At 70.7% G+C, this 20,118-nt stretch carries 14 protein-coding genes; 1 reads left to right on the top strand and 13 read right to left on the bottom strand.

Going from position 1 to position 20,118, the window contains the following annotated elements:
* Positions 1-12: 12 nt before the first annotated feature.
* Genes AC07FA_RS20150 through AC07FA_RS20160 form a run of 3 tightly spaced genes read right to left on the bottom strand, consistent with a single transcriptional unit; the run spans position 13 to position 4,096 of the window.
* Entirely contained in the window at positions 13-738 is a 726-nt protein-coding gene (locus AC07FA_RS20150) for a GNAT family N-acetyltransferase (protein ID WP_479077120.1), read from the bottom strand.
* 48 nt (positions 739-786) lie between these two features.
* Positions 787-2,676, bottom strand: coding sequence for an IucA/IucC family protein (locus AC07FA_RS20155; protein ID WP_479077121.1), 1,890 nt, complete (start codon positions 2,674-2,676; stop codon positions 787-789).
* A 28-nt stretch (positions 2,677-2,704) separates the two neighbouring features.
* Positions 2,705-4,096: a diaminobutyrate--2-oxoglutarate transaminase family protein gene (locus tag AC07FA_RS20160; RefSeq protein WP_479077123.1), complete on the bottom strand. Its 1,392-nt coding sequence runs from the start codon at positions 4,094-4,096 to the stop codon at positions 2,705-2,707.
* A 322-nt stretch (positions 4,097-4,418) separates the two neighbouring features.
* Between AC07FA_RS20160 and AC07FA_RS20165 the strand changes: the two genes are divergently transcribed.
* Positions 4,419-5,642 carry a trypsin-like serine peptidase gene (locus AC07FA_RS20165; protein WP_479077124.1) on the top strand — a complete coding sequence of 408 codons (1,224 nt, stop codon included), beginning with the start codon at positions 4,419-4,421 and terminating at the stop codon, positions 5,640-5,642.
* A 195-nt stretch (positions 5,643-5,837) separates the two neighbouring features.
* Here AC07FA_RS20165 and hflX read toward each other — a convergent pair whose 3' ends face one another.
* The 10 genes from hflX to AC07FA_RS20215 form a co-directional block, all read right to left on the bottom strand.
* A complete protein-coding gene (gene hflX, locus AC07FA_RS20170) occupies positions 5,838-7,358 on the bottom strand; it encodes a GTPase HflX (RefSeq protein WP_479077125.1) in 1,521 nt (506 codons plus the stop codon).
* A gap of 184 nt (positions 7,359-7,542) precedes the next feature.
* Positions 7,543-8,994 (bottom strand): M1 family metallopeptidase, encoded by a 1,452-nt coding sequence (locus AC07FA_RS20175; RefSeq protein ID WP_479077126.1) that lies wholly within the window; start codon positions 8,992-8,994, stop codon positions 7,543-7,545.
* A gap of 85 nt (positions 8,995-9,079) precedes the next feature.
* Positions 9,080-11,227, bottom strand: coding sequence for a RelA/SpoT family protein (locus tag AC07FA_RS20180; RefSeq protein WP_479077127.1), 2,148 nt, complete (start codon positions 11,225-11,227; stop codon positions 9,080-9,082).
* A 141-nt stretch (positions 11,228-11,368) separates the two neighbouring features.
* Positions 11,369-12,241 carry a diaminopimelate epimerase gene (gene dapF / locus AC07FA_RS20185; RefSeq protein ID WP_479077129.1) on the bottom strand — a complete coding sequence of 291 codons (873 nt, stop codon included), beginning with the start codon at positions 12,239-12,241 and terminating at the stop codon, positions 11,369-11,371.
* Positions 12,242-12,305: 64 nt separating this feature from the next.
* Positions 12,306-12,743 carry a hypothetical protein gene (locus AC07FA_RS20190; protein WP_479077245.1) on the bottom strand — a complete coding sequence of 146 codons (438 nt, stop codon included), beginning with the start codon at positions 12,741-12,743 and terminating at the stop codon, positions 12,306-12,308.
* A 281-nt stretch (positions 12,744-13,024) separates the two neighbouring features.
* Positions 13,025-13,738: an alpha/beta fold hydrolase gene (locus AC07FA_RS20195; protein ID WP_479077131.1), complete on the bottom strand. Its 714-nt coding sequence runs from the start codon at positions 13,736-13,738 to the stop codon at positions 13,025-13,027.
* 170 nt (positions 13,739-13,908) lie between these two features.
* Entirely contained in the window at positions 13,909-14,802 is an 894-nt protein-coding gene (locus AC07FA_RS20200; RefSeq protein WP_479077133.1) for a helix-turn-helix domain-containing protein, read from the bottom strand.
* A 56-nt stretch (positions 14,803-14,858) separates the two neighbouring features.
* Entirely contained in the window at positions 14,859-15,710 is an 852-nt protein-coding gene (locus tag AC07FA_RS20205) for an alpha/beta fold hydrolase (protein WP_479077134.1), read from the bottom strand.
* A 137-nt stretch (positions 15,711-15,847) separates the two neighbouring features.
* Positions 15,848-17,095 carry a PucR family transcriptional regulator gene (locus AC07FA_RS20210; protein ID WP_479077136.1) on the bottom strand — a complete coding sequence of 416 codons (1,248 nt, stop codon included), beginning with the start codon at positions 17,093-17,095 and terminating at the stop codon, positions 15,848-15,850.
* A 137-nt stretch (positions 17,096-17,232) separates the two neighbouring features.
* The gene (locus AC07FA_RS20215) at positions 17,233-20,106 is read right to left on the bottom strand and encodes a helix-turn-helix transcriptional regulator (protein ID WP_479077138.1); all 2,874 of its coding nucleotides are present in this window, start codon (positions 20,104-20,106) and stop codon (positions 17,233-17,235) included.
* Positions 20,107-20,118: the final 12 nt, after the last annotated feature.

A 20,118-nucleotide genomic window follows, 5' to 3' on the forward strand; every position in this document is an offset into this window, starting at 1 on the left:
TCGGCGAGCTGTTCACAGCTGGGCACGAAGGGCTCGGTCGCGAACCATCAAAGCGGCTCGTTTGTCGGGTAGTTCGAGCTCTGCGGAGAAGCGGAAGCCGGCGCTCAGGAAGGCTGAGACGGAGGGGGTGTTACGCATGTCGGGTTCGGCCACCACGCGTGCGCACAGGGGAAGATTGTCGAGTACGAGGTCGGAGACGGCCCGCAGAAGTGTGGTGCCCACGCCCCGTCCGCGGTTGGTCACGCCGCCGATCAGAAGGTGGATACCGGTGTCATGGGGCCGGGCCGGGTAGTGGCGCGCCAGCGGGTCCAGATCCGCCCGGTAGATCTCCCAGTAACTCATGGGCATGCCTGCCAGGACGCCGAGACAGGGCACGCTCCGTCCGTCTCCTTCCAGCTGCGGTCGCAGGTGGTCGGCGGTGACACTTTCGGCTCCGGCCAGTTCCCAGAACGCTGCGACCGCGGGGTCGTTCATCCAGCGGCTGATCAGCGCGAGATCACGCTCCAGCCGTACCGGGACGAGCTGGAAGACACCGACGGAGGTGGTGACGGGGCGCCAGGCCGCGGGGTCGCCGAGCAGATCGGAGGCGGCCGGGCGGTTGGCGGACGCTGCTGTGTCGTCACCGAACAGGGCGAGAAGTTCCTCGGAGAGCCGCAGGTCCAGGGTGTCTTCGGCGCCCGTGACGAGCTCGGGGGCGGCGTCGGACCCGGTGTCCGTGTGCGCATCGGCCGGAGGCACGTGACGCTCTCCTCTCATGAGTTCAGGTGGCCATGGTGTTCAGGGCTTTCAGGAGTGAAGGGGGTTGGCGATGGTGACGTAGACGGACTGGGTGTCGACCGGGCCCACGAGCTCGTCGAGGCCGTGCAGCCGGGTGAGAAGGTTGGCCTTGCAGCGCAGCAGCGGTGTCTCCAGCAGGTAGGCGGGCAGCGGTGAGCCGAGTCCTGACACGCCGCCGAGGAAGCGGCGGAATGCGGCGAGCAGCACCTGTTCGTCCGCGAGACGCTGGGCGCCGAACGCTCCGATGAGGCCGAGGACGTTGTTGATGCCGAGGTAGTAGGCGAAGCGCTCGTCGGTGACCGGGTCCGGGACGAAGGTGTCGCTGAGCGCGCCGATACCGGGAAGCCTGCGCTCGAGTGCGGCACGGTGGGATTCACGGAAGTAGTAGCCCTGATTGTCCCGGTAACGGCCGCCGATGGGCCAGCCATCAGGGTCGAGCAGCACCAGCGTGTTCTGCTGGTGGGCTTCGAGGGCGACTCCGGCCGTGGCATCGAGCCACAGGACGGGCCGTACGACTCGGTCGAGATAGCGCAGGAACCACTCGGCGGAGACAGCCGCCGTGGTCCGGCCGGTACGTGCGGCGAGCCGGGAGACGCATTCGACCAGACGCGAGCGCATGCCCGTGCCGTCCGGCCAGGGGCGCGGGGCGGTGAGTCCGGCGATGCACACCGCGTCGTCCCCGAGGCCGAACGGATTGTGCCGGAGCATGACGTCGAGTCCGGTGACGGGGCTGCCGTCCGGGGTGTCGACGGCCAGCCAGGCGGGGTCCCGGACGATGTCGAAACCGGGATGCACCGTGTGCCACTGCTCAGCGAGGCCGCTGCGGAGCAGCCGGTGGACCTCTGTCCCCCGGTGGAGTTCCTTGCGGAGGTTCTCACGACGGGAGTTGGTGATGCGTACGCCCAGGGACAGTTTCAGCATGAGCTCGGCGCCGGGCTGATGCACGGTACGGACGGAGGACGTGGGGTGCCAGTGCCTGCCGTGTGCGCCGAGGTCGTGGAGCAGACCCGCCTCGAACAGTGCGCCGACCTCCGGGCGGCGCATCAGTTCGCCGGCCTGCCAGGGGTGGAGCGGGAGGGCCGTGGTGTGGTCGGGGAGGCGCAGGCCTTCGGCGTGCGGCGCGAGGAGTTCCTCGGCGGACACCGGGCGCCCACCCTGTGTCCACGCCGATTCGGTGGCCAGCGCGGACCGGTCCACAGCCATCCAGTGGAGGGGGAAGGACCCATGCAACTCGGGAGAATAGAGGCGCGCTTCGGCCTCGGAGAGACCTTCGCGGCTTTTCGGGGTGGGGTGCAGAGGATGTCCGAGGAGCAGGGACTGCTCGGCGGTGAGGAACAGGTCGGCGTCCGCGGGCCCGGCGGGCGTGCGTCGCCGTTCCTCGATGAACGCCGCCGTATGACGTACCGAATCGGCCACCCTGGCCACCAGGTCCGAGCCGGCGCTGCGGTCTGCCTCACGGCCCAGCAGGGCCGCGACCGTGACGGCGTCGGCGGACGGGGCGGACTCGGGCGCGGTCTCCAGAGTGGGTGCGCCGAAGCGGTGCCAGCCGGTGGCGGACCAGTAGAGGACCGGGACGAGCAGGGCGGTGCCGCTGGCGGGGAGCGGGATGCGCAGGGTGTCGCGGTCCGGGCGGCGGAGGTCGTTCTCGCGGGCCCAGCAGCGCAGGAGGTTCTCGGTGCCCGCCGCGTCCGCGGCCCTGAGCGGGTCGGGGTGGTCGAGGAGATCCTGCTGTGCCGCGCCGATGGGTGCGCTGGTGGGGGTACGCCGGTCCCCGCGAGGCGGGATCTTCTGACGCGGCACGGTCGCCGCCTCGACGGCCACGGGGCTGTCCGGTCCGTCCTGCCAGGGGTGCGAGCCGGCGAGAGGGCCGTCGGCCTCGGGCGCGGGGGTGGGGTTCACGGCGGTCTTCCTTACGAGGTGTCCGGGATCAGCGGAGCGGCCCGGCAGTGGTCCGACGGTGCGGCGAGCGTTCTGCGGCTGCCAGTGCTTCGGCGAGGCGGTCGACGACCGCTGTTGCCTGTTCGTCGGTGAGAGTCAGGGGAGGGAGCAGACGTACGACGGCGGAGTGACGTCCGCCGAGTTCGACGATGAGACCGCGGCTCAGGCATTCCTGCTGGACGGCCGCGGCGAGGACCGGGTCGGGTGGCGGGGCGGTGGGGCGCTCCGGCCGGCCGGGAGGGGAAGCGGCCTCGGGGTCGACCAGCTCCATCCCGATCATCAGGCCCCGGCCCCGGACGTCGCCGATGCTCGGATGGTCCGCGCTCAGCGCCTGGAGGCGGGCGAGCATCCGGGCGCCCAGCGTCGCGGCGCGTTCGGCGAGACGGTTCTCGCGCACGTACTTGAGCGTGGCCGCACCGGCGGCCATGGCCAGCTGATTGCCGCGGAAGGTGCCGGCGTGTGCGCCCGGCTGCCAGAGGTCCAGTTCGGACCGGTAGACGATCACCGCGAGAGGAAGGGAGCCGCCGATGGCTTTGGAGAGCACCATCACATCGGGCACGATGCCGCTGTGCTCGACCGCCCAGAAGGCACCGGTCCTGCCGACGCCGGTCTGCACTTCGTCGGCGATCAGCGGAATGGCGCGCGTCGCGGTGATCTCACGCATACGCCGCAGCCAGCCGTCGGGCGCGGGATTCACTCCCCCCTCGCCCTGGACCGGTTCCACGATCATCCCGGCGGGAGCGGGCATCCCTGCCTTCGGGTCGTCGAGGAGGTGCTCCGTCCAGTGGGCGGCGATGTCGGCGCCGCGCTCCCCGCCCACGCCGAACGGGCAGCGGTAGTCCTGCGGGAAGGGGAGCCGTGTCACCCGCACGTCCGGGGCGCCCCCCGAGGCCGACAGCGCTCCGGCCGTCATCCCGTGATACGCGCCGGTGAAGGCCAGGAGTCCGCTGCGGCCGGTCGCGGCGCGGACCAGCTTGAACGCGGCCTCGACGGCGTCCGTTCCGGCAGGGCCGCAGAACTGGATGCGGGCGTCGTCCGCCAACTGCCGGGGCAGGGTGGCGAAGAGCTCGGTCGTGAAGGCGTCCTTCACCGGGGTGGCGAGGTCGAGCACATGCAGGGGTGCGCCTGAGTCGATGACCTTCCTGATCGCCTCCAGCACGACAGGGTGGTTGTGGCCGAGCGCCAGGGTGCCCGCCCCTGACAGACAGTCGAGATAGCGCCGTCCGTCAGCCCCTTCGATGGTCAGCCCCCGGGCGCGTACGGGCACGATCGGCAGCGACCGCGCGTAGGTACGGGCCGCCGATTCACGCTGCGCCTGGCGTCGCAGAATTCCCTCGTGGGCGGGGGGCGTTGCCACCGGAGCTGGTTCGGTCACGGCCACGGCTGTTGATCCTCCTGCTGTCACAGTTGCGTTGCACGTCAGTACGTTGCCCCCGGGGAAGGGCCGTGGCGGTGAACGCTGCCCGGGTGTCCCCCGTACGTACCAACGACGGCGATCGCGGAGGATCACGGGTAAATCGGAAGATCCTTGCGGGCTCGGAACCGTGGCCCTGCCGAACGCCGTCCCCATCGGCACCGGCATAGTGGGGCCCGCACTCGGGGCCGGTGCGGTCCTGCCGCCGTCCCGGGTGTGCGCAGCGCGCCACCACTCGCCGCAGCGCCTTACCGAGTAACGAATGACGAAGTCCCAGGGGGATCACCACATGCGACCCATCCGCCCGACCGATGCCGCACGCCGTGGGAGGAGCGCACGCCGCAAGCTCTCCCCCGTGTTCGCCGCCGCGTCCCTCGCCACCGTCCTGGCTCTCACCGCCACCGCGTGCGGCCCGACCGAGGACGATGCGAGCAGCAAGCCGAGCCTCTCCACCGGTCAGTCGTCCGACGACAAGATCACGATCCCGGACGATCTGAAGGACCGGCTCAAGGAGCACGGGATCGACCTCGACCAGTGGAAGAACGGCGAATGGAAGAACTGGGACAAGGACACATGGCTGCGTGAGGCGAAGGACTACGTCAACCCGATCATCGAGGACCTCTGGGACCCGGACCGGATGCGCGATGCCGACAAGTCCCCGGAGAAGCCCGTCGACAACGACATCTCGGGCGACGACGGAGTGACGGACCCGACGCCCGCTCCGGTGTCGGCCACCCCCGTGGCGACGCCGTACCACGACAACGCGCCGGAGTCGGGCAAGCTCCTCTTCGACGGGCCCGAGGGTTCGATGGTCTGCTCCGCGACCGTCGTGAAGGACCCCGCGCACCCCGGCAAGTCCAACATGGTGTGGACCGCCGGACACTGTGTGCACGCGGGCAAGAAGGGCGGCTGGTACCGCAACATCGCCTTCGTCCCCGCGTACAACAACAGCGGTCTGTCGATGGCGGAGCTCGAGAAGGCCTCCAAGGAGCAGATCGCTCCGTACGGCGTGTGGTGGGGCCAGTGGGCGCAGACCTCCGAGCAGTGGATCGCCCAGGGCGCACCGGTCGGTGGCCAGGGTGCCCCGTACGACTTCGCGGTCCTGCACGTGACGCCGGAGAAGGGCGCGACGGGCAAGTCTCTCGAGGAGACGGTCGGTTCCGCGCTTCCGGTCGAGTTCAACGCCCCGGCCGTGCCGGAGATCGCCCAGATGACGGCGACCGGCTACCCGGCGGCCCCGCCGTTCGACGGCCAGAAGGCGCTCCAGTGCAAGGACAAGCCCGGTCGCCTCTCGGTCTTCGAGGCGCAGCCGACGATGTACCGCATCGGGTGCACGATGACGGGCGGCTCCTCCGGCGGCGGCTGGGTAGCCGCGGGCCAGGACGGCAAGCCCGCGCTGGTCTCCAACACCTCCATCGGTCCGGTGACGGCCGGCTGGCTGGCCGGCCCGCGTCTCGGCGCCGAGGCCAAGGGTGTCTTCGACTCGGTCAGTGAGAAGTTCGCCGGCCAGTAGGCACGGTGACGGGCTGCCCCCGGCCCACACGGAGCGGGCGAGGCGCCAGCGGCCCCCGGTACGGCAGTCGCCGTACCGGGGGCCGCTTCCCGTTCATGGAGCCGTCGGAGCCCGGCGGGTCCATGCCGAAGGCCCGGTCCCTCTCTCGGAGAGGGGCCGGGCCTTCGGGTCGTCCTGTACCGCCCTGCTCAACCGTCAGCGTGTCGCGGGAACGAACGCCGAGAGGTCCGAGGCCAGTTCCGCGTGCACGCGCGCCTTGAGCAGCGTGCCCTCCGGGGTGTGCTCCTCGGAGAGGACCTCACCCTCGGCGTGCACCCGGGAGACGAGGCCGCCCTGGGTGTAGGGCACGAGTGCCTCGATCTCGACGGACGGCCGAGGCAGCTGCGAATCGATCAGCGCGAGCAGTTCGTCGATACCGGCGCCGGTCCGCGCCGAAACCGCGATCGCGTGCTTCTCGATGCGCAGCAGCCGCTGGAGCACGACCGGATCGGCCGCATCCGCCTTGTTGATCACCACGATCTCGGGTACGTCGAGCGCACCCACCTCGCGGATCACCTCACGCACCGCGGCGAGCTGCTCCTCCGGCACCGGGTGGGAACCGTCCACCACATGCAGGATCAGGTCGGATTCGCCGACCTCCTCCATGGTGGAGCGGAACGCCTCGACGAGGTGGTGCGGCAGATGCCGTACGAACCCGACGGTGTCGGCCAGGGTGTAGATCCGGCCGCTCGGCGTCTCGGCCCGGCGCACGGTCGGGTCGAGAGTGGCGAACAGCGAGTTCTCCACGAGGACGCCCGCACCGGTGAGCCGGTTGAGCAGCGAGGACTTGCCCGCGTTGGTGTATCCGGCGATGGCGACGGAGGGCACCTTGTTGCGCTTGCGCTCCTGACGCTTGATCTCGCGGCCGGTCTTCATCTCCGCGATCTCCCGGCGCATCTTCGCCATCTTCTCGCGGATCCGGCGCCGGTCCGTCTCGATCTTGGTCTCACCGGGACCACGGGTGGCCATTCCGCCACCACCGCTGGAACCGCCGCCACCCATCTGCCGGGAGAGCGACTGACCCCAGCCGCGCAGTCGCGGCAGCATGTACTGCATCTGTGCCAGCGACACCTGCGCCTTGCCCTCGCGGGACTTGGCGTGCTGGGCGAAGATGTCCAGGATCAGGGCGGTGCGGTCGACCACCTTGACCTTGACGACGTCTTCCAGGTGGATCAGCTGGCCGGGGCTGAGCTCACCGTCGCAGACGACGGTGTCGGCCCCGGTTTCGAGAACGATGTCGCGCAGTTCGAGCGCCTTGCCGGAACCGATGTAGGTGGCCGGGTCGGGCTTGTCGCGCCGCTGGAACACGGCGTCGAGCACCTGTGCACCGGCCGTCTCGGCCAGCGCGGCGAGCTCCGCGAGTGAGATCTCCGCGTCATGGACGGTCCCGGAGGTCCAGACACCGACCAGCACGACGCGCTCCAGGCGCAGCTGGCGGTACTCGACCTCGGTGACGTCCTCGAGCTCGGTGGAGAGACCTGCCACACGCCGAAGCGCGGCACGCTCCGAGCGGTCCAGCTGATCGCCGTCACGCTCTCCGTCGATCTCGTGGCTCCAGGCGACGTCCTCTTCCATCAGGGCGTCGGCCCGCAGGCCCTCGGTGAGGCTTTCGGTGGCATTCTCCGTAGCGCTCTGCGCCTTCTGCGCGTCCTGGGAAAAGGAAGAAGAGGAGGTCATTGGATCCTTACGTCGATGAGATTCGCTTACGTCAGTCACAACGCGTGACCTCGCCGGATGATTCCCCTGCCGGGACTTCCGGTGCGGCCGCCGTGCCGACCCGTTGATAGTGGCATGGCGCCACCTGCCCCGTCACCCGGGTTTCCCGGTGTGAGGACTGCGCTCTTCCCGCCCCGCGCGCCGCTCACTGAGCCGTGGGCGTCTCGCTGCGCCAGTCCGGGTGCCCGGGCATCGCCGGCGTCTTCTCCCCGTACAGCCAGGCCTGGAAGAAGGCGGTCAGGTCGCGTCCGGCGATCTGCGAGGCGAGCCCGGTGAAATGCTCGGTGGTCGCGGATTCGTCCTTGTGGCGCCGCACCCAGGTCCGCTCCAGCCGGTCGAACGCGGCTGTGCCGATCTCCTGCCGCAGTGCGTAGAGGACCAGTGCGCTCCCGTCGTACACCACGGGCCTGAAGAGGCTGATCTTCCGGCCCGGCTCCGGAGCGTCGGGGTGCGCCGGCGGGCCTCCGGCGGCCCGCCAGGCGTCGGACCGGGTGTATGCCTGGCGCATCCGGCGTTCGAGCGGCTGCTTGGCGTGCTCCTCGGCGTACCGGGCCTCGTACCAGCTGGCGTGTCCTTCGTTGAGCCACAGGTCGGACCACGACTTCGGGGAGACGCTGTTGCCGAACCACTGGTGGGCCAGCTCGTGCACCATGATCGAGTCGACGTACCACTCGGGATAGCCGGGCTCGGTGAACAAGGACCGTTCGAAGAGCGAGAGCGTCTGGGTCTCCAGCTCGAAGCCGGTCTGCGTGTCGGCCACCAGCAGGCCGTACGTCTCGAACGGATACCGGCCGACCTGGCGCTCCATCCAGGCCATCTGCTCCGGAGTCTTCTTCAGCCAGGGCTCGAGCTCCTCACGGTCCGCGGCCGGCACCACATCGCGCAGCGGCAGCCCGTCCGGTCCGGTGCGGTGCAGGACCGCGGAGCGGCCGATGGACACCTGGGCGAGCTCGGTGGCCATCGGGTGCTCGGTGCGGTAGGTCCAGGTGGTCGTGTCGCCGCGGCGCTTCGCGCTGACGGGGAGGCCGTTGGCCACGGCGGTCAGCTCTTCGGGGGCGGTGATCCGGAAGGTGAAGTACGCCTTGTCCGCCGGGTGGTCGTTGCCCGGGAAGACGCGGTGCGCTGCATCGGCCTGGTTGGCCATGGCCAGGCCGTCGGCGGTGCGCAGCCATCCGCCGTCGGCACGGCTGCCGTTCGGGTCGCTGGTGTGGCGGACGGTGATGTGCAGGGGCACTCCGGCGGGGAGTGCGGCGGGTGCCTGGACGACCAGGTCCTCGCCCTTCGTCGCGAAGTCGGAGACCAGGCCGTTCACTTCGACGGCGCCGACCTTGCCGCGTGTGAAGTCGAGGTTGATGCGTTCCAGCGGCTCGGTGGTCCGGGCTTCGATCGAGGTGACCGCGTCCAGCGGCTTGGTGTTGCTGCCGTGGTACGTGAACGCGATGTCGTACGAGAGGACGTCGTATCCGGGGTTGCCGAGCTGGGGGAAGAGTCGGTCTCCGATGCCGAGCGGCTCGGGCGCGGGGAGGGCGGCGGCGACGAGGGTGGCCGAGGCGGTGGCCAGCAGGGCGGCGCGCAGTCGACGAGAGGTGAGCGGCATGGACTACGGCTACCAGCGAAGACCTGCTCCGTCGGGGTGCCGCGCGCCGGACCACCCGAACGAGATCTTCCGGCGGTCGGAGGCGTCAGGTGGTGGTCGCCGGGTGCTGGGCACGGCTCACGTCGTACACACCGGGCACGTCCCGCATGGCCCGCATGAGGGCGGGCAGCCCGGCGGCATCGGGGATCTGCAGGGTGTAGGTGTGCCGGACGCGCTGCTCGCTGGGGGGTTCCACGGTGGCGGAGACGATGGCGGCGTCGGCGGTGGCGATGGCTTCGGTGAGGTCGGCGAGAAGCCTGGGACGTCCGAAGGATTCGGCGACCAGGGTGACCCGGCACTCCCCCGCGTCGCGGAGGTCCCCGTCGTCGTTCCAGCGGGCCGCGACCGGGGGCCGCCCGGCGGCCTGCATACGCGCCACACCCGGACACTCCTGGCGGTGCACGGTCACGGCACCGCCGCGCACGGTGAAGCCGGTGATCTCGTCGGGAGGTACGGGGGTGCAGCAGCCCGCGAGGCGTACCGCTGTACCCGGTCCGTCCACGGCGACGCTCGCGACGCGCGCCCCCTGCTTGCTCCGGCCGCCGGCCCCCTCGTCCGTGGGCTGGGGCTGGGGCTGTGATCGGGGGGTCTCTGGCTGTCCGGCGAGCCCCTGGGCGTGCTGGGGATGGGCGTCGAGCCAGCCGGTGATGGCGATCCGGGCGGCGGCCGTGCGCGCGTGGTCGAGCCAGTCGGGTGAGGGCCCTGAGGCCGCGTCCTGGCTGAGCAACGGCTGCACGGTGTCGCCGTCGCTCAGGACGGTGCTGAGCGTGGCGAGCCGGCCGTTGACGCGCGCCCCGATGCAGCCGTGCGCCTCGTCGCCGTACTGCGCGTACGCGGCGTCGACGCAGCTGGCGCCCGCGGGCAGGCCGAGCGTCCCGCCGTCGGTGGAGAAGACGGTGATCTCCCGGTCCTGGGCGAGGTCGGCGTGGAGTGTGGTCCAGAAGGTGTCCGGGTCGGGGGCGGACTCCTGCCAGTCGAGGAGCCGGGAGAGCCAGCCGGGCCGGGTCGGGTCGGCGCGTTCCCCGTCCACCGGTTCGGAGTGCTGGACCGCGGTGCTGTCCGGGGTGTACGGGTTCCCGAGTGCGACGACGCCCGCTTCGGCGACCTTGTGCATCTGATGCGTACGGATGAGGACTTCGGCGACGGCGCCGTCCCTGCCGACGACGGCGGTGTGAAGCGACTGGTAGAGGTTGAACTTGGGGGCCGCGATGAAGTCCTTGAACTCGGAGATCACGGGCGTGAAGCAGGTGTGCAGTTCGCCGAGGACCGCGTAGCAGTCGGCGTCCTCGGTGACCAGGACCAGGAGGCGTCCGAAGTCGGTGCCGCGCAGCTCGCCGCGCTTGATGTGGACGCGGTGCACGGACACGAAGTGGCGTGGCCTGATCAGGACCTCGGCGGAGATGCCGGCTTCCCGGAGCGTCGCCCTGACCCGCTCGGCGATTTCGGTCAGGGGGTCCTCGGCGCCGCCGGAGCCGGCGATCAGGGCGCGGGTGTGTGCGTACTCCTCCGGGTGGAGGATCGCGAAGACGAGGTCTTCCAGCTCCGTCTTGAGTGCCTGCACGCCGAGACGTTCGGCGAGGGGGATGAGGACATCGCGGGTGACCTTGGCGATCCTGGCCTGTTTCTCGGGGCGCATCACCCCGAGCGTGCGCATGTTGTGCAGCCGGTCGGCGAGTTTGATCGACATCACCCGGACGTCGTTCCCGGTGGCGACGAGCATCTTCCGGAAGGTCTCGGGCTCGGCCGCCGCGCCGTAGTCGACCTTCTCGAGTTTGGTGACGCCGTCGACGAGGTAGCAGACCTCTTCGCCGAACTGGTCCCGGACCTGATCGAGGGTCACCTCGGTGTCCTCCACCGTGTCGTGGAGGAGAGAGGCGGTCAACGTCGTCGTCTCGGCGCCCAGTTCGGCGAGAATCAAGGTCACGGCGAGGGGATGCGTGATGTACGGCTCGCCGCTCTTGCGCATCTGGCCGCGGTGCGAGGACTCCGCCAGGACGTACGCCCTGTGCAGGATGGCGAGGTCGGCATCGGGATGGTGGGCGCGGTGGGCGTCCGCGACATGGCCGATGGCGTCGGACAGACGGTCGCGGGAGACCGGGCCGAGCAGCGCCACACGGCCGATCCTGCGGAGGTCGATCCGCGGACGGCCCCGCTTGCGAGGGGGAGCACCTGGATTGGTGGCCTCTGCACTCATGGGGGCGCCTCCGGCAACGTCGACCGGCGGTGAGGAGGCGCGGGTGCGTCCCCGGGCCGGTGCTTGATGCTACCGACCCCACCACGTGGCGCAGTCCGGCTCTCGCTCAGCGTGAAACGGATCACCCATTCGAGCGAAGCTCTAGCCGATCACGGTTTCGAGCCAGGCCGGGTCGATGAATCCTTCGGCGACGATCACGGCGGGGCCGGTCATCTCGATCACGCCGTCCGGGTGCTCGGTGATCACCAGGGTGCCACCGGGCAGATCCACCGTGTACGTCACGGGGCTGCCGGTGAGCGCGGGGTCGGCGCCGTCCCTGCGGGCCGTCGCGACGGCCACGGCGCAGGCCCCCGTACCGCAGGAGCGTGTCTCGCCGGAGCCGCGCTCATGCACACGCATCGCCACGTGGCGCGGGCCGCGGTCCACGACGAACTCGATGTTGACGCCGTCGGGGTAGACGGCCCCGGGGGTGAACTCCGGCGCGGAGTACAGGTCACCGGCGTGTGCCAGGTCGTCGACGAACGCGATGGCGTGCGGATTGCCCATGTTCACGTTGCGGGCGGGCCAGCTGCGGCCGCCCACAGTGACCGTGACGTGCTCCTCCGGGAGCAGGGCGCGCCCCATGGAGACGGTGATGTCGCCGTCCTTGGAGAGGTGGACGTGCTTGACGCCGCCCCGGGTGGCGACGGCCAGGTCGCCCTCCTCGACGAGTCCGGCCCGCCGCAGGTGGTGGGCGAAGACCCGGACGCCGTTGCCGCACATCTCGGCGATGGAGCCGTCCGCGTTGCGGTAGTCCATGAACCACTCCGCAGCTGCCGCCATGTCCCGCGCCTCCGGGTGCGCGGCGGACCGTACGACATGCAGGAGGCCGTCGCCGCCGATGCCGGCCCGGCGGTCGCACAGCCGGGCGACGACGGATGCGGGCAGGTCGATGTCGTTGTCCGGATCAGGAACGATCACGAAGTCGTTCTCGGTGCCGTGACCCTTGAGGAAGGCGATCTGCGAAGTGCTCACACGGCCACTGTACGAGGCCGCACCGACAGCCCGCGAAGGCGGACCGCGCGGAGAGAGCGTCGCGTCAGCGGAGCCGGGCCACGCGCCAGACGGCGAGCGCGACCAGTCCGGCGCACACGGCGACGTACAGGGCGATCACACGCCAGTCGGGACGCTCGCCGGAGCCTCTCGCGGGCAGGCCGGGCCAGGTGTGACCGACCCGGCGGGCGGCCATCATGCCCCAGCCGGCGGCGCAGCAGCTGATCAGCAGGCCCAGCATCGCCACGATGGCACCGCCGTCGCCGAACTCGAAGGCGAGTGGGAAGGCGAACATCAGGGAGCCGACAGCGGCAAGCATGACGATCGGTGCGAGCTGCCAGATGCGCAGCCGACGCGCGGGGCGCAGCTCGACCTCCACCTCGGGGGTCACGTCGAGCTCGTCGGGCCCGTCGGGGCTCAGGCGTCCCGTCTCGTGCTGCGCATCCGGTGCGTCTTGGTCTGTGTCGCGAGGGCCGGCCTCCATCGCCACGCGCCCTCCCAACTCGGACTCCACTGGTCGATCGATGCTCGATGATGGCACGCTCCCGGGCACCGAAATGACGGGCGGAGCGTCCCGATGCCATCACGTGATCAGGCTGTTATAGCCCCCGCTTCAGGGTTTACGCAGGTCAGACGCCTGCTGCTGGTCAGCGAGTCAGCAAGAGGTGAGCAATAGCCCCAGGTCAGCCCCGGATTGACCGGTCTCGACCAGCCCGAAGAAGGCATGTCGAACAAGCTTGCGCGGGGTATGGGCAGCTTTTCGAGTCAGCTCGTCGCCCGTACCGCGTCCCTGATCAGGTCGGCGACCCGGGTGGGCTCGGAGAGGACGACGGCGTGGGAGGCGTCCGGCAGTTCGACGACGACGGCGCCGGCCCGTGCGGCGCCGAAGCGCTGGACCTCGGGGCTGATCGTGCGGTCCGCCCCGGCCACCAGGGCCCAGGACGGCTTGGTCCGCCACGCCGCAGCGGACGCGGTCTCGGTGAAGGCGGCCGTGGCGAGCGGACGTTGGGTCGCTGCCAGGACGCCGGCGACGTCCTCGGGCATGTCCGCCGCGAAGACGGAGGGAAAGGCCGCCTCCTCGATGGTGACCTCGACCGCCGAGTCGCCGTCGAGGAGCGGGTACGTCCGCTCCTTCAGGTGGGCCGTCAGCGGGGACTCGGGGAAGCTCCCTTGGAGCTGGCCGAGGCTCTCGCCCTCGTGGGGCACGTACGCGGCCACGTAGACGAGCCCCACGACGTTCTCCGCGGCGCCGGCCACGGTGATCAGCGCACCGCCGTAGGAGTGGCCGACGAGTACGGCCGGGCCGTCGACCTGCGCGAGGACGGAGGCGAGGTAGGCGGCGTCCGACGTCAGCCCCCGCAGCGGGTTCGACGGAGCGATCACCGGGATGCCGCTGCTCCGCAGTTCCGATATGACGCCTATCCAGCCTGTCGCGTCGGCGAAGGCGCCGTGCACGAGGACGACGGTGGGGTTGGTCATGCGAGTTCTCTTTTCGGCGTCGGGCCACGTATGGGGCGTCCTCACGACGGTCAGGGCGCGACCCGGAATACGGCAAGAGGTCCATGCGACTGTTACTCACGGTAGAGCCGTGGACGTGGCTCCTCTTGTACGTGCGCGCATCCGCGCTGTCATGGCAGCGCACACGCGTCTCAGCGCCTTCGCTCGTCCTGGGTGCCGGCAGTCGTCGCCGCGAAGGCCGAGGTCGCCAGCGCCTGCCATTCGCTGGGGCTCATGCCGTAGGCCCCGCGGAACGTGCGGCTGAAGTGCGAGGGGCTGCTGAAGCCCCAGCGGTGTGCCACCGCGGCCATGGTGATCCTCCGGCTGGAGCGGCCCAGTTCGAGCCGGCAGAACTCGAGCCTGCGCCGCCGCACCCAATGGCTCACCGTGCTGCCGTCGTTCTGGAAGAGCTTCTGCAGGTACCGGACGGAGATGTGGTGGGCGCGCGCGATCGACTCCGGTGAGAGGTCCGGGTCCATCAGATGCTCTTCGATGTAGCCGTGGATACGGGACAGCATCTCGTTACCCGCCCCGGACGCGTCGTCGGCCTCGGACGTCGTGTCCGCTTCGAGGAGCTCCATGACCAGGATGGAGAGGAGGTGTACGGCCGTCCGGGCACGCCGGTCCCCGATCGTGGACCGGCGGAACTCCGCCTTGGCGGCGAGCGCGGTCAGGAAGTCGGACGCCAGCGCCCCGATCCCCTCCCCGCCGCGTACGGGTACGCCGAGCACCTGGTTCAGTTCCGGCTCCGTGACGCCCAGATAGCAGCGAGGGATCCGGAAGAAGATCATCTGGCAGTCCTCGCCGAACCGCAGCAGGTGCTGTCGGGACGGGTCGCAGAAGACGAGGTCGTTCGGCTCCAGCAGGGTCTTGGCACGCTCGTGGACGACGGTGACGGGCCCACGGACATGGACACCGAGGTAGATGTGGTTCCGGTCGTTCGTCTCCGGCATCTCGGAGAGCATCTGGACCAGCCACCCCGAGCGGGAGGAGGGCGAGGCCGGATCGGGCGCCTGTCGGGGCATCCGTTCGGGCACACGAGACATCAGCGAGAGGGTCATGGGGAGTCCTAGGCGTAGGTGCGTGCGGGCGGAGCGTGGATTCACACCCCGTTCGCCAGCTCCTCGGCCAGGAACTTGTCCACCACGGCGTTGAAGGCCGGCGGGTTCTCCAGGAAGGGGAAGTGTGAGCTCGCCACGTCGGAGGCGAAGACGTGCAGGCGTGCGCCGGGAATCCGCTCGGCGACGAAGCGCTGCGAATCGGGGTGCACATGGCTTCCCTCACAGCCGATCACCAGGGTCGGCACATCGATCCGGGGAAGCACGTCGCGCCAGTCCTGCGCGCAGTGGTCGAACAGCAGCGGTACGCCCGCGTAGGCGGGTGTCGACCTGATTTCCTCGGCGATGAAGGCCAGCACCTCGGGGTCGGGCTCGCCGGAGAACATGCCGCGCACGAAGTCGGCGCGGACCGTGTCGCCCTCCGGACCCGCGAGAGCCGCACCGAGGTACAACAGCCCCGACACATCGAAGATGGCACCGGAGTCCCGCTGTTCCCGCTCGGTCATCCACGGCACGGCGGCGACCGCCGCGGGCTGGTCGACGGCGACGAAGCGCCGGATCCGTCCGGTCCCGTACTGGTCGATGAAGCTCCACCACACCGAGACACCCATGGACCAGCCCAGTGCGTCGAAACGGTCGAGACCGAGATGGTCGACGAGTTCGAGCACATCGCGGGAGAGTCTGGCGATGCGGTAGCCGTGACGCGGCTTGCCGGACTTCCCATGGCCGCGGAAGTCGACGGTGACGACGCGACGGCCGGGCGCCAGCCCCTCGATCTGGTGGCGGAACATCGCCTGCGTCTGCCCCCAGCCGTGCAGCATCACCAGCGGGACGCCCTCCCCACCGGTGTCCTGGTACGCGAGCCGTGCGCCGTCCGTCGTGATCAGTTCCTTCATGACCTCTCCCCTGGTCAGAGGCGGCACATCGTGCCCGCCCGTCCCGTACATCATCGAATGGGGCCCGCTGCCCGCACCACCGCGAGCTGTAGGAATCGGGCCGTGAATCCTCCTCGCTTTGTCGAAGCGAGTCCGTGTCAGACGGCCCCGTCGCCGCCTGGGGCGAGAAGTTCCTCGATCCTGAGGCCGAGGTGCAGAGTGAGCCGGTGGGCGCCGTCGTCGAGGTCGAGTCCGGTGATCTCCTGAATCTGGCGCAGCCGGTAGTAGAGCGAGGTGCGGTGGATTCCCAGCGTGTCCGCGGTCCGGGGAATCGATCCCGCGTGTTCGAGGAAGCAGCGCAGGGTGTCCCGCAGGCGGTCACCGCCGTGAGCGTCGCTCAGGGTACGGAGCGGCTTGGGGACCAAAGACGCGTTCAGTGCGTGCTCGGGGAGCTGGAGCAGCACCGCGAGCTCCCCGAGCAGCTCCCAGTCGCCAGCGCTCTTCAGGGTGGGCAGTCGGTGAGCCGCACGTGCCGCCACGAGCGCCTGCTCGTACGACGTCCATGCGTCGTCCAGGCTGGGGTGCCGGCCGCCGACGCCGATCACGGGGTCCGCCGACGGACCCAGGAAGGTGCGGAGTTCGCCCAGGATGCGAGCGGATTGTGCGGTGACCTCGTCCTGGCCGGGTGGGCGGTCGCGCAGCTGGAGCAAGGTCGCCCGCTCCTTGCCGATCGCGATGAGACCCTGGGCCGAACGCGTCTGCCGGAACCCCTCCAGCGCCCCCCACAGGGCCGCCTCGGACTGCCCCACGAGTTCGGTCGCGCAGCTCAGCTGGACGATGGTGACCAGGACGTGCTCGGCTGCTCCGAGCAGTCCGAGTTCTCTGCCTCGCCGCCGTGCGGTGGTACGGGCGGCGACGTCGGTGCCGACGAGTTGGAGGACGAGGTCCCGCTCGTCGGCCTTCCGGGTGTCGGTGGCGATGTGCTCTCCGTGCATCTGGGCGGCCATGGCGTCCGCGGCCCGGGCGATGGCACGTGTCTCGTGCTCTGCGAGCGTCTTCTCGGGCACGACCACCAGGAGCAGTCCGAGGAGACGCCCGCGCTCGCGCAGGGGCACGACGTAACGGGGCAGCAGTCCGAGATCGTCACGTCCATCGATGAACCCGGCCCGGGACCACTGGGTCACGCCCTGGGCGAGGACGTAGCGGATGGCCGCGTTGTCGGCACGGCCCTGCAACAGGGTGCCGATGCGGACGGGGTCCTCGTCGCCGAAGTGGCGGCTCGTACAGACCATGCGGACCAGCGGGTCGTCGACGGCCACGGACCGGCCGAGCCGCTCCGCCAGCTCGTCGACAAGTGCCTGGAGCTCGGGGCTGCCGGAGCGGGCTCGCTGGAGCCTTACGGTCATGCGCTGTTCCTCTCTCGACCAACGGTTCCCCGCGGACTTCTCCATTCCGCGGCTCTTGATCATTCTGAGGAAGCGACGACGTCGGCACATCACACGAATCGTCCATTGTCACGACACCCGCAGGGGATACGAAGTGACTACTCTCCGCTGTCGCGATGCCTCACCAGCCGGGTCAGCTCCCCGCGCGAGGTGATGTCCAGCTTGGTGAAGGCACGGCGCAGGTGCGAACTCACCGTGTGCGGCGAGAGGGAGAGGCGCTCGGCCACCTGTTGGTTGGTCAGCCCTTGTGCGACGAGCCGTACCACCCGTTTCTCCGCGGCCGTCAGCTCGGGCCATGCCCCGGAGAGTCCGGCCGTCGAGGGCCGGCGGCGGACACCAGCGGCCCGGAGGCGCCGGCGGACGCGTGCGACGTCCCTCTCGGCGCCCGCTCGCGCGTAGAGAGCGAGGGCCGTGTCGAAGTACGGCACCGCTTCGGGCTTGCGGGTGGCCGCGAGCTTGCGTCCGGCGTCCTCCAGTGCAGACGCCCGGGACAACGGCCGAGGGCAGTCCTCGTACAGCCGGGCGGCGCGTACGAGAGGGGCGAGGTCGTTGTCGAGGAGCCCCCGGGCGTGCGCGGCGGTGGCGGCCAGGAACGTGAGGTCGGGGTTGAGCACGGCTAGTCGCTCGGCCAGGGCCACTGCCTGCGCGGCCCGTTCGTGTGCGCCGGCACGCAGCGCCAGGCGGACCAGGACCGGGGCGTCGGCGGGGTCGACCAAGCCGGCGTAGGCCGGCCGGTCCGCGGCGGGCGACGTCATCACCTCGTCGAGCTCGGCCATGGCACGGTCGGGCCGGCCTTCGAAGTCGGCCAGCAGCGCCAGCATCCAGGAGCCGAATTGGCGGACGACGGGTGCGCCGTCGCGCCGCATGCGCCTCGCCTCCGCCGCGTACGCTCGTGCGGTCTGCTGGTCGTTGGTGTGGAGGGCGACACGCATCATCACGTACCGGAGGGTGACGTCGGCGAGGTTGCCCGGGCCGAGGTCGTCGGTCGTCGCGGACGCGGCTTCAGCGTCGGCCCGGGCGTCCGTCAGCCGTCCGGCCTCCAGAAGGATGCGGGAGCGGGTCATGAGCCACATACCGGTGGCCGCTGTCCGGCCCTGCTCCCTGGTGAGCCGGATGCCGTCCTCCGCGGCGGCGAGCGCCTCCGCCGAGCGTCCGGTGGTGTTCGACAGGAGAGCGTGCCACAAGGCCTCGGGAACCCACAGCGAGGTGCTGACGCCCAGGGCGTCGGCCAGCGCGGCGGACCGCTCGGCCTGCCGGAACGCCTCGGTCAAGTCCATGCGGTGGAAACTCACCGCCGAGCGGACCGTCGTCAGCGTGGCCTCGGCGGAGCGGTCCCCCGCTGCCGCGGCGGTCTCCCATGCCTCCGCGGCGACCTGCTCGGCCGCCGAGTGCTCGCCCGACATCGACAGGCCGACAGCGAGCATGGCGAGCAGTCGCCCCCTCAAGTCCACGGGGATCCCGGGCAGTGCCGCCCCGGCGCGGGCCTGGCGGACCGCCTCGGAGAAGTCGAACGGTACGGCGAGGCGTGCCAGCGCAAGGCGTATGCGCGCCTCGTCCTCTGGTCCGAGAGCGCCGGTCGCGAGGGCGGAGGTCCCCAGCTCACGCGCCTGGGCGGCCCGGCCCGTCTGCCAGAGCAGCGGGATCGTCTCGGCGATGACCAGCGGCCGTTCGGGAGCGTCCGCCGTGGTGAGCTCCAGGGCCTTGAGACTGCGTTCCGCGGCGGTTCCGGGAGCGGTGGCCGCGAGTTCCGCCGCGGCGGTGCGCAGCCGGTCGGCCTCCGCCACGTCTCCCGGCCCCGCTCTCCCGGCCGCCGCCGCATCTGCCCGCACTCTCCCTGCCGACGGCCCGGGACGCTCGACGGGGGAGGCCACGCTCCCCGGCGGCAGCTCGGCGGCTTGACCCCGCAGGGCCTGACGCAGGGGCAGGGGGAGGCCGGTTTCCACCGCCTCGCGGACCATGTCGTGGCGGAAGGCGAGGCGATCGCCGCTTTCGATGAGCAGATCGGCGTCGAGGGATTCCCGCACCGCTGTGATGAGCGCCGCCGATGACCTGCCGAGCAGTTCGGCCAGCAGCGCGACGGTGACCGGACCGCCCACGGCTGCCACCGTCTGGACCAGCTCCCGTGCCTCGCCGGACAGCTGGTCGAGGCGGCGCACGACAGAGGGGAGCTCCCGTGGGGCGGGGGGCCCGGCCGGCAGCCTGGCCGTGCCGTTCCCGATCCTCGCCGCCTTCCGAAGCGGGCCGAGCAGCTCGACCAGCAGCTGCGGGACTCCTTCGGCGCGACGGACGACGCGAAGGACGTCCGGGTCGGGAGCGGCGCCGAGGACGTCCTCGGTGATCCGTGTGACCGCCTGGTCGTCCAGCGCTCCCAGCGTCAGCTCGTGTGCGCCTGCCCGCCGGATCCGGTCCAGGGTCGTGCGCACTCCCGACGGCACGCTGCCGCCGCGCATGCCGACCATCCACAGGATGGCGTGTGACGAGAGTCCGGCCGCGAGGGTGTTGAAGGTGAGAAGGGTCAGGTCGTCGCACCACTGGAGGTCGTCGAGGACGACGAGCAGGGGGCCGTTGCGAGCCGTCTCCCTCAGGCGGTCCCCCAGTTCCTGGAGCAGCCAGAAGCGCTGGCCAGGTGTCGTGGCCAGGTCCCTGAGGCGGACGGCGCCCGACAGCGGTTCCTCGCCGGAGAGCAGACCGTCGAGGAGCGGGCCGAGCGGCACGAACTGTTCGTCGGGGTCCGCCGCTCCCTCGAACACCCTCGCCCCGCGCCGCCCCGCGGCTGCCGCGGACTCCGCGAGGATTCTGGACCTGCCGATGCCGACGGGGCCTTCGACGCGGACAATCCCGCCTTCGCCCCGGTCGAGCGCGTCGAGCCGCGCCTCGATGAACGCCAGTTCGGCGTCCCTGCCGCGGAGGGGCGCCCGTACACCGTCGAGTTCCTCGGGCACGGTCCTTGTCGTCACTCGGTTCACGCTCATACAGCGCACCAG

Source organism: Streptomyces sp. NPDC045968, from assembly GCF_056430475.1.

What these genes read in the sequence shown, in the direction of transcription:
- AC07FA_RS20165 (WP_479077124.1), top strand. Translation starts at nt 4,419, where the DNA reads ATGCGACCCATCCGCCCGACCGATGCCGCACGCCGTGGGAGGAGCGCA.
- hflX (WP_479077125.1), bottom strand. Translation starts at nt 7,358, where the DNA reads ATGACCTCCTCTTCTTCCTTTTCCCAGGACGCGCAGAAGGCGCAGAGC.
- AC07FA_RS20175 (WP_479077126.1), bottom strand. Translation starts at nt 8,994, where the DNA reads ATGCCGCTCACCTCTCGTCGACTGCGCGCCGCCCTGCTGGCCACCGCC.
- AC07FA_RS20180 (WP_479077127.1), bottom strand. Translation starts at nt 11,227, where the DNA reads ATGAGTGCAGAGGCCACCAATCCAGGTGCTCCCCCTCGCAAGCGGGGC.
- AC07FA_RS20190 (WP_479077245.1), bottom strand. Translation starts at nt 12,743, where the DNA reads ATGGAGGCCGGCCCTCGCGACACAGACCAAGACGCACCGGATGCGCAG.
- AC07FA_RS20195 (WP_479077131.1), bottom strand. Translation starts at nt 13,738, where the DNA reads ATGACCAACCCCACCGTCGTCCTCGTGCACGGCGCCTTCGCCGACGCG.
- AC07FA_RS20200 (WP_479077133.1), bottom strand. Translation starts at nt 14,802, where the DNA reads ATGTCTCGTGTGCCCGAACGGATGCCCCGACAGGCGCCCGATCCGGCC.
- AC07FA_RS20205 (WP_479077134.1), bottom strand. Translation starts at nt 15,710, where the DNA reads ATGAAGGAACTGATCACGACGGACGGCGCACGGCTCGCGTACCAGGAC.
- AC07FA_RS20210 (WP_479077136.1), bottom strand. Translation starts at nt 17,095, where the DNA reads ATGACCGTAAGGCTCCAGCGAGCCCGCTCCGGCAGCCCCGAGCTCCAG.
- AC07FA_RS20215 (WP_479077138.1), bottom strand. Translation starts at nt 20,106, where the DNA reads ATGAGCGTGAACCGAGTGACGACAAGGACCGTGCCCGAGGAACTCGAC.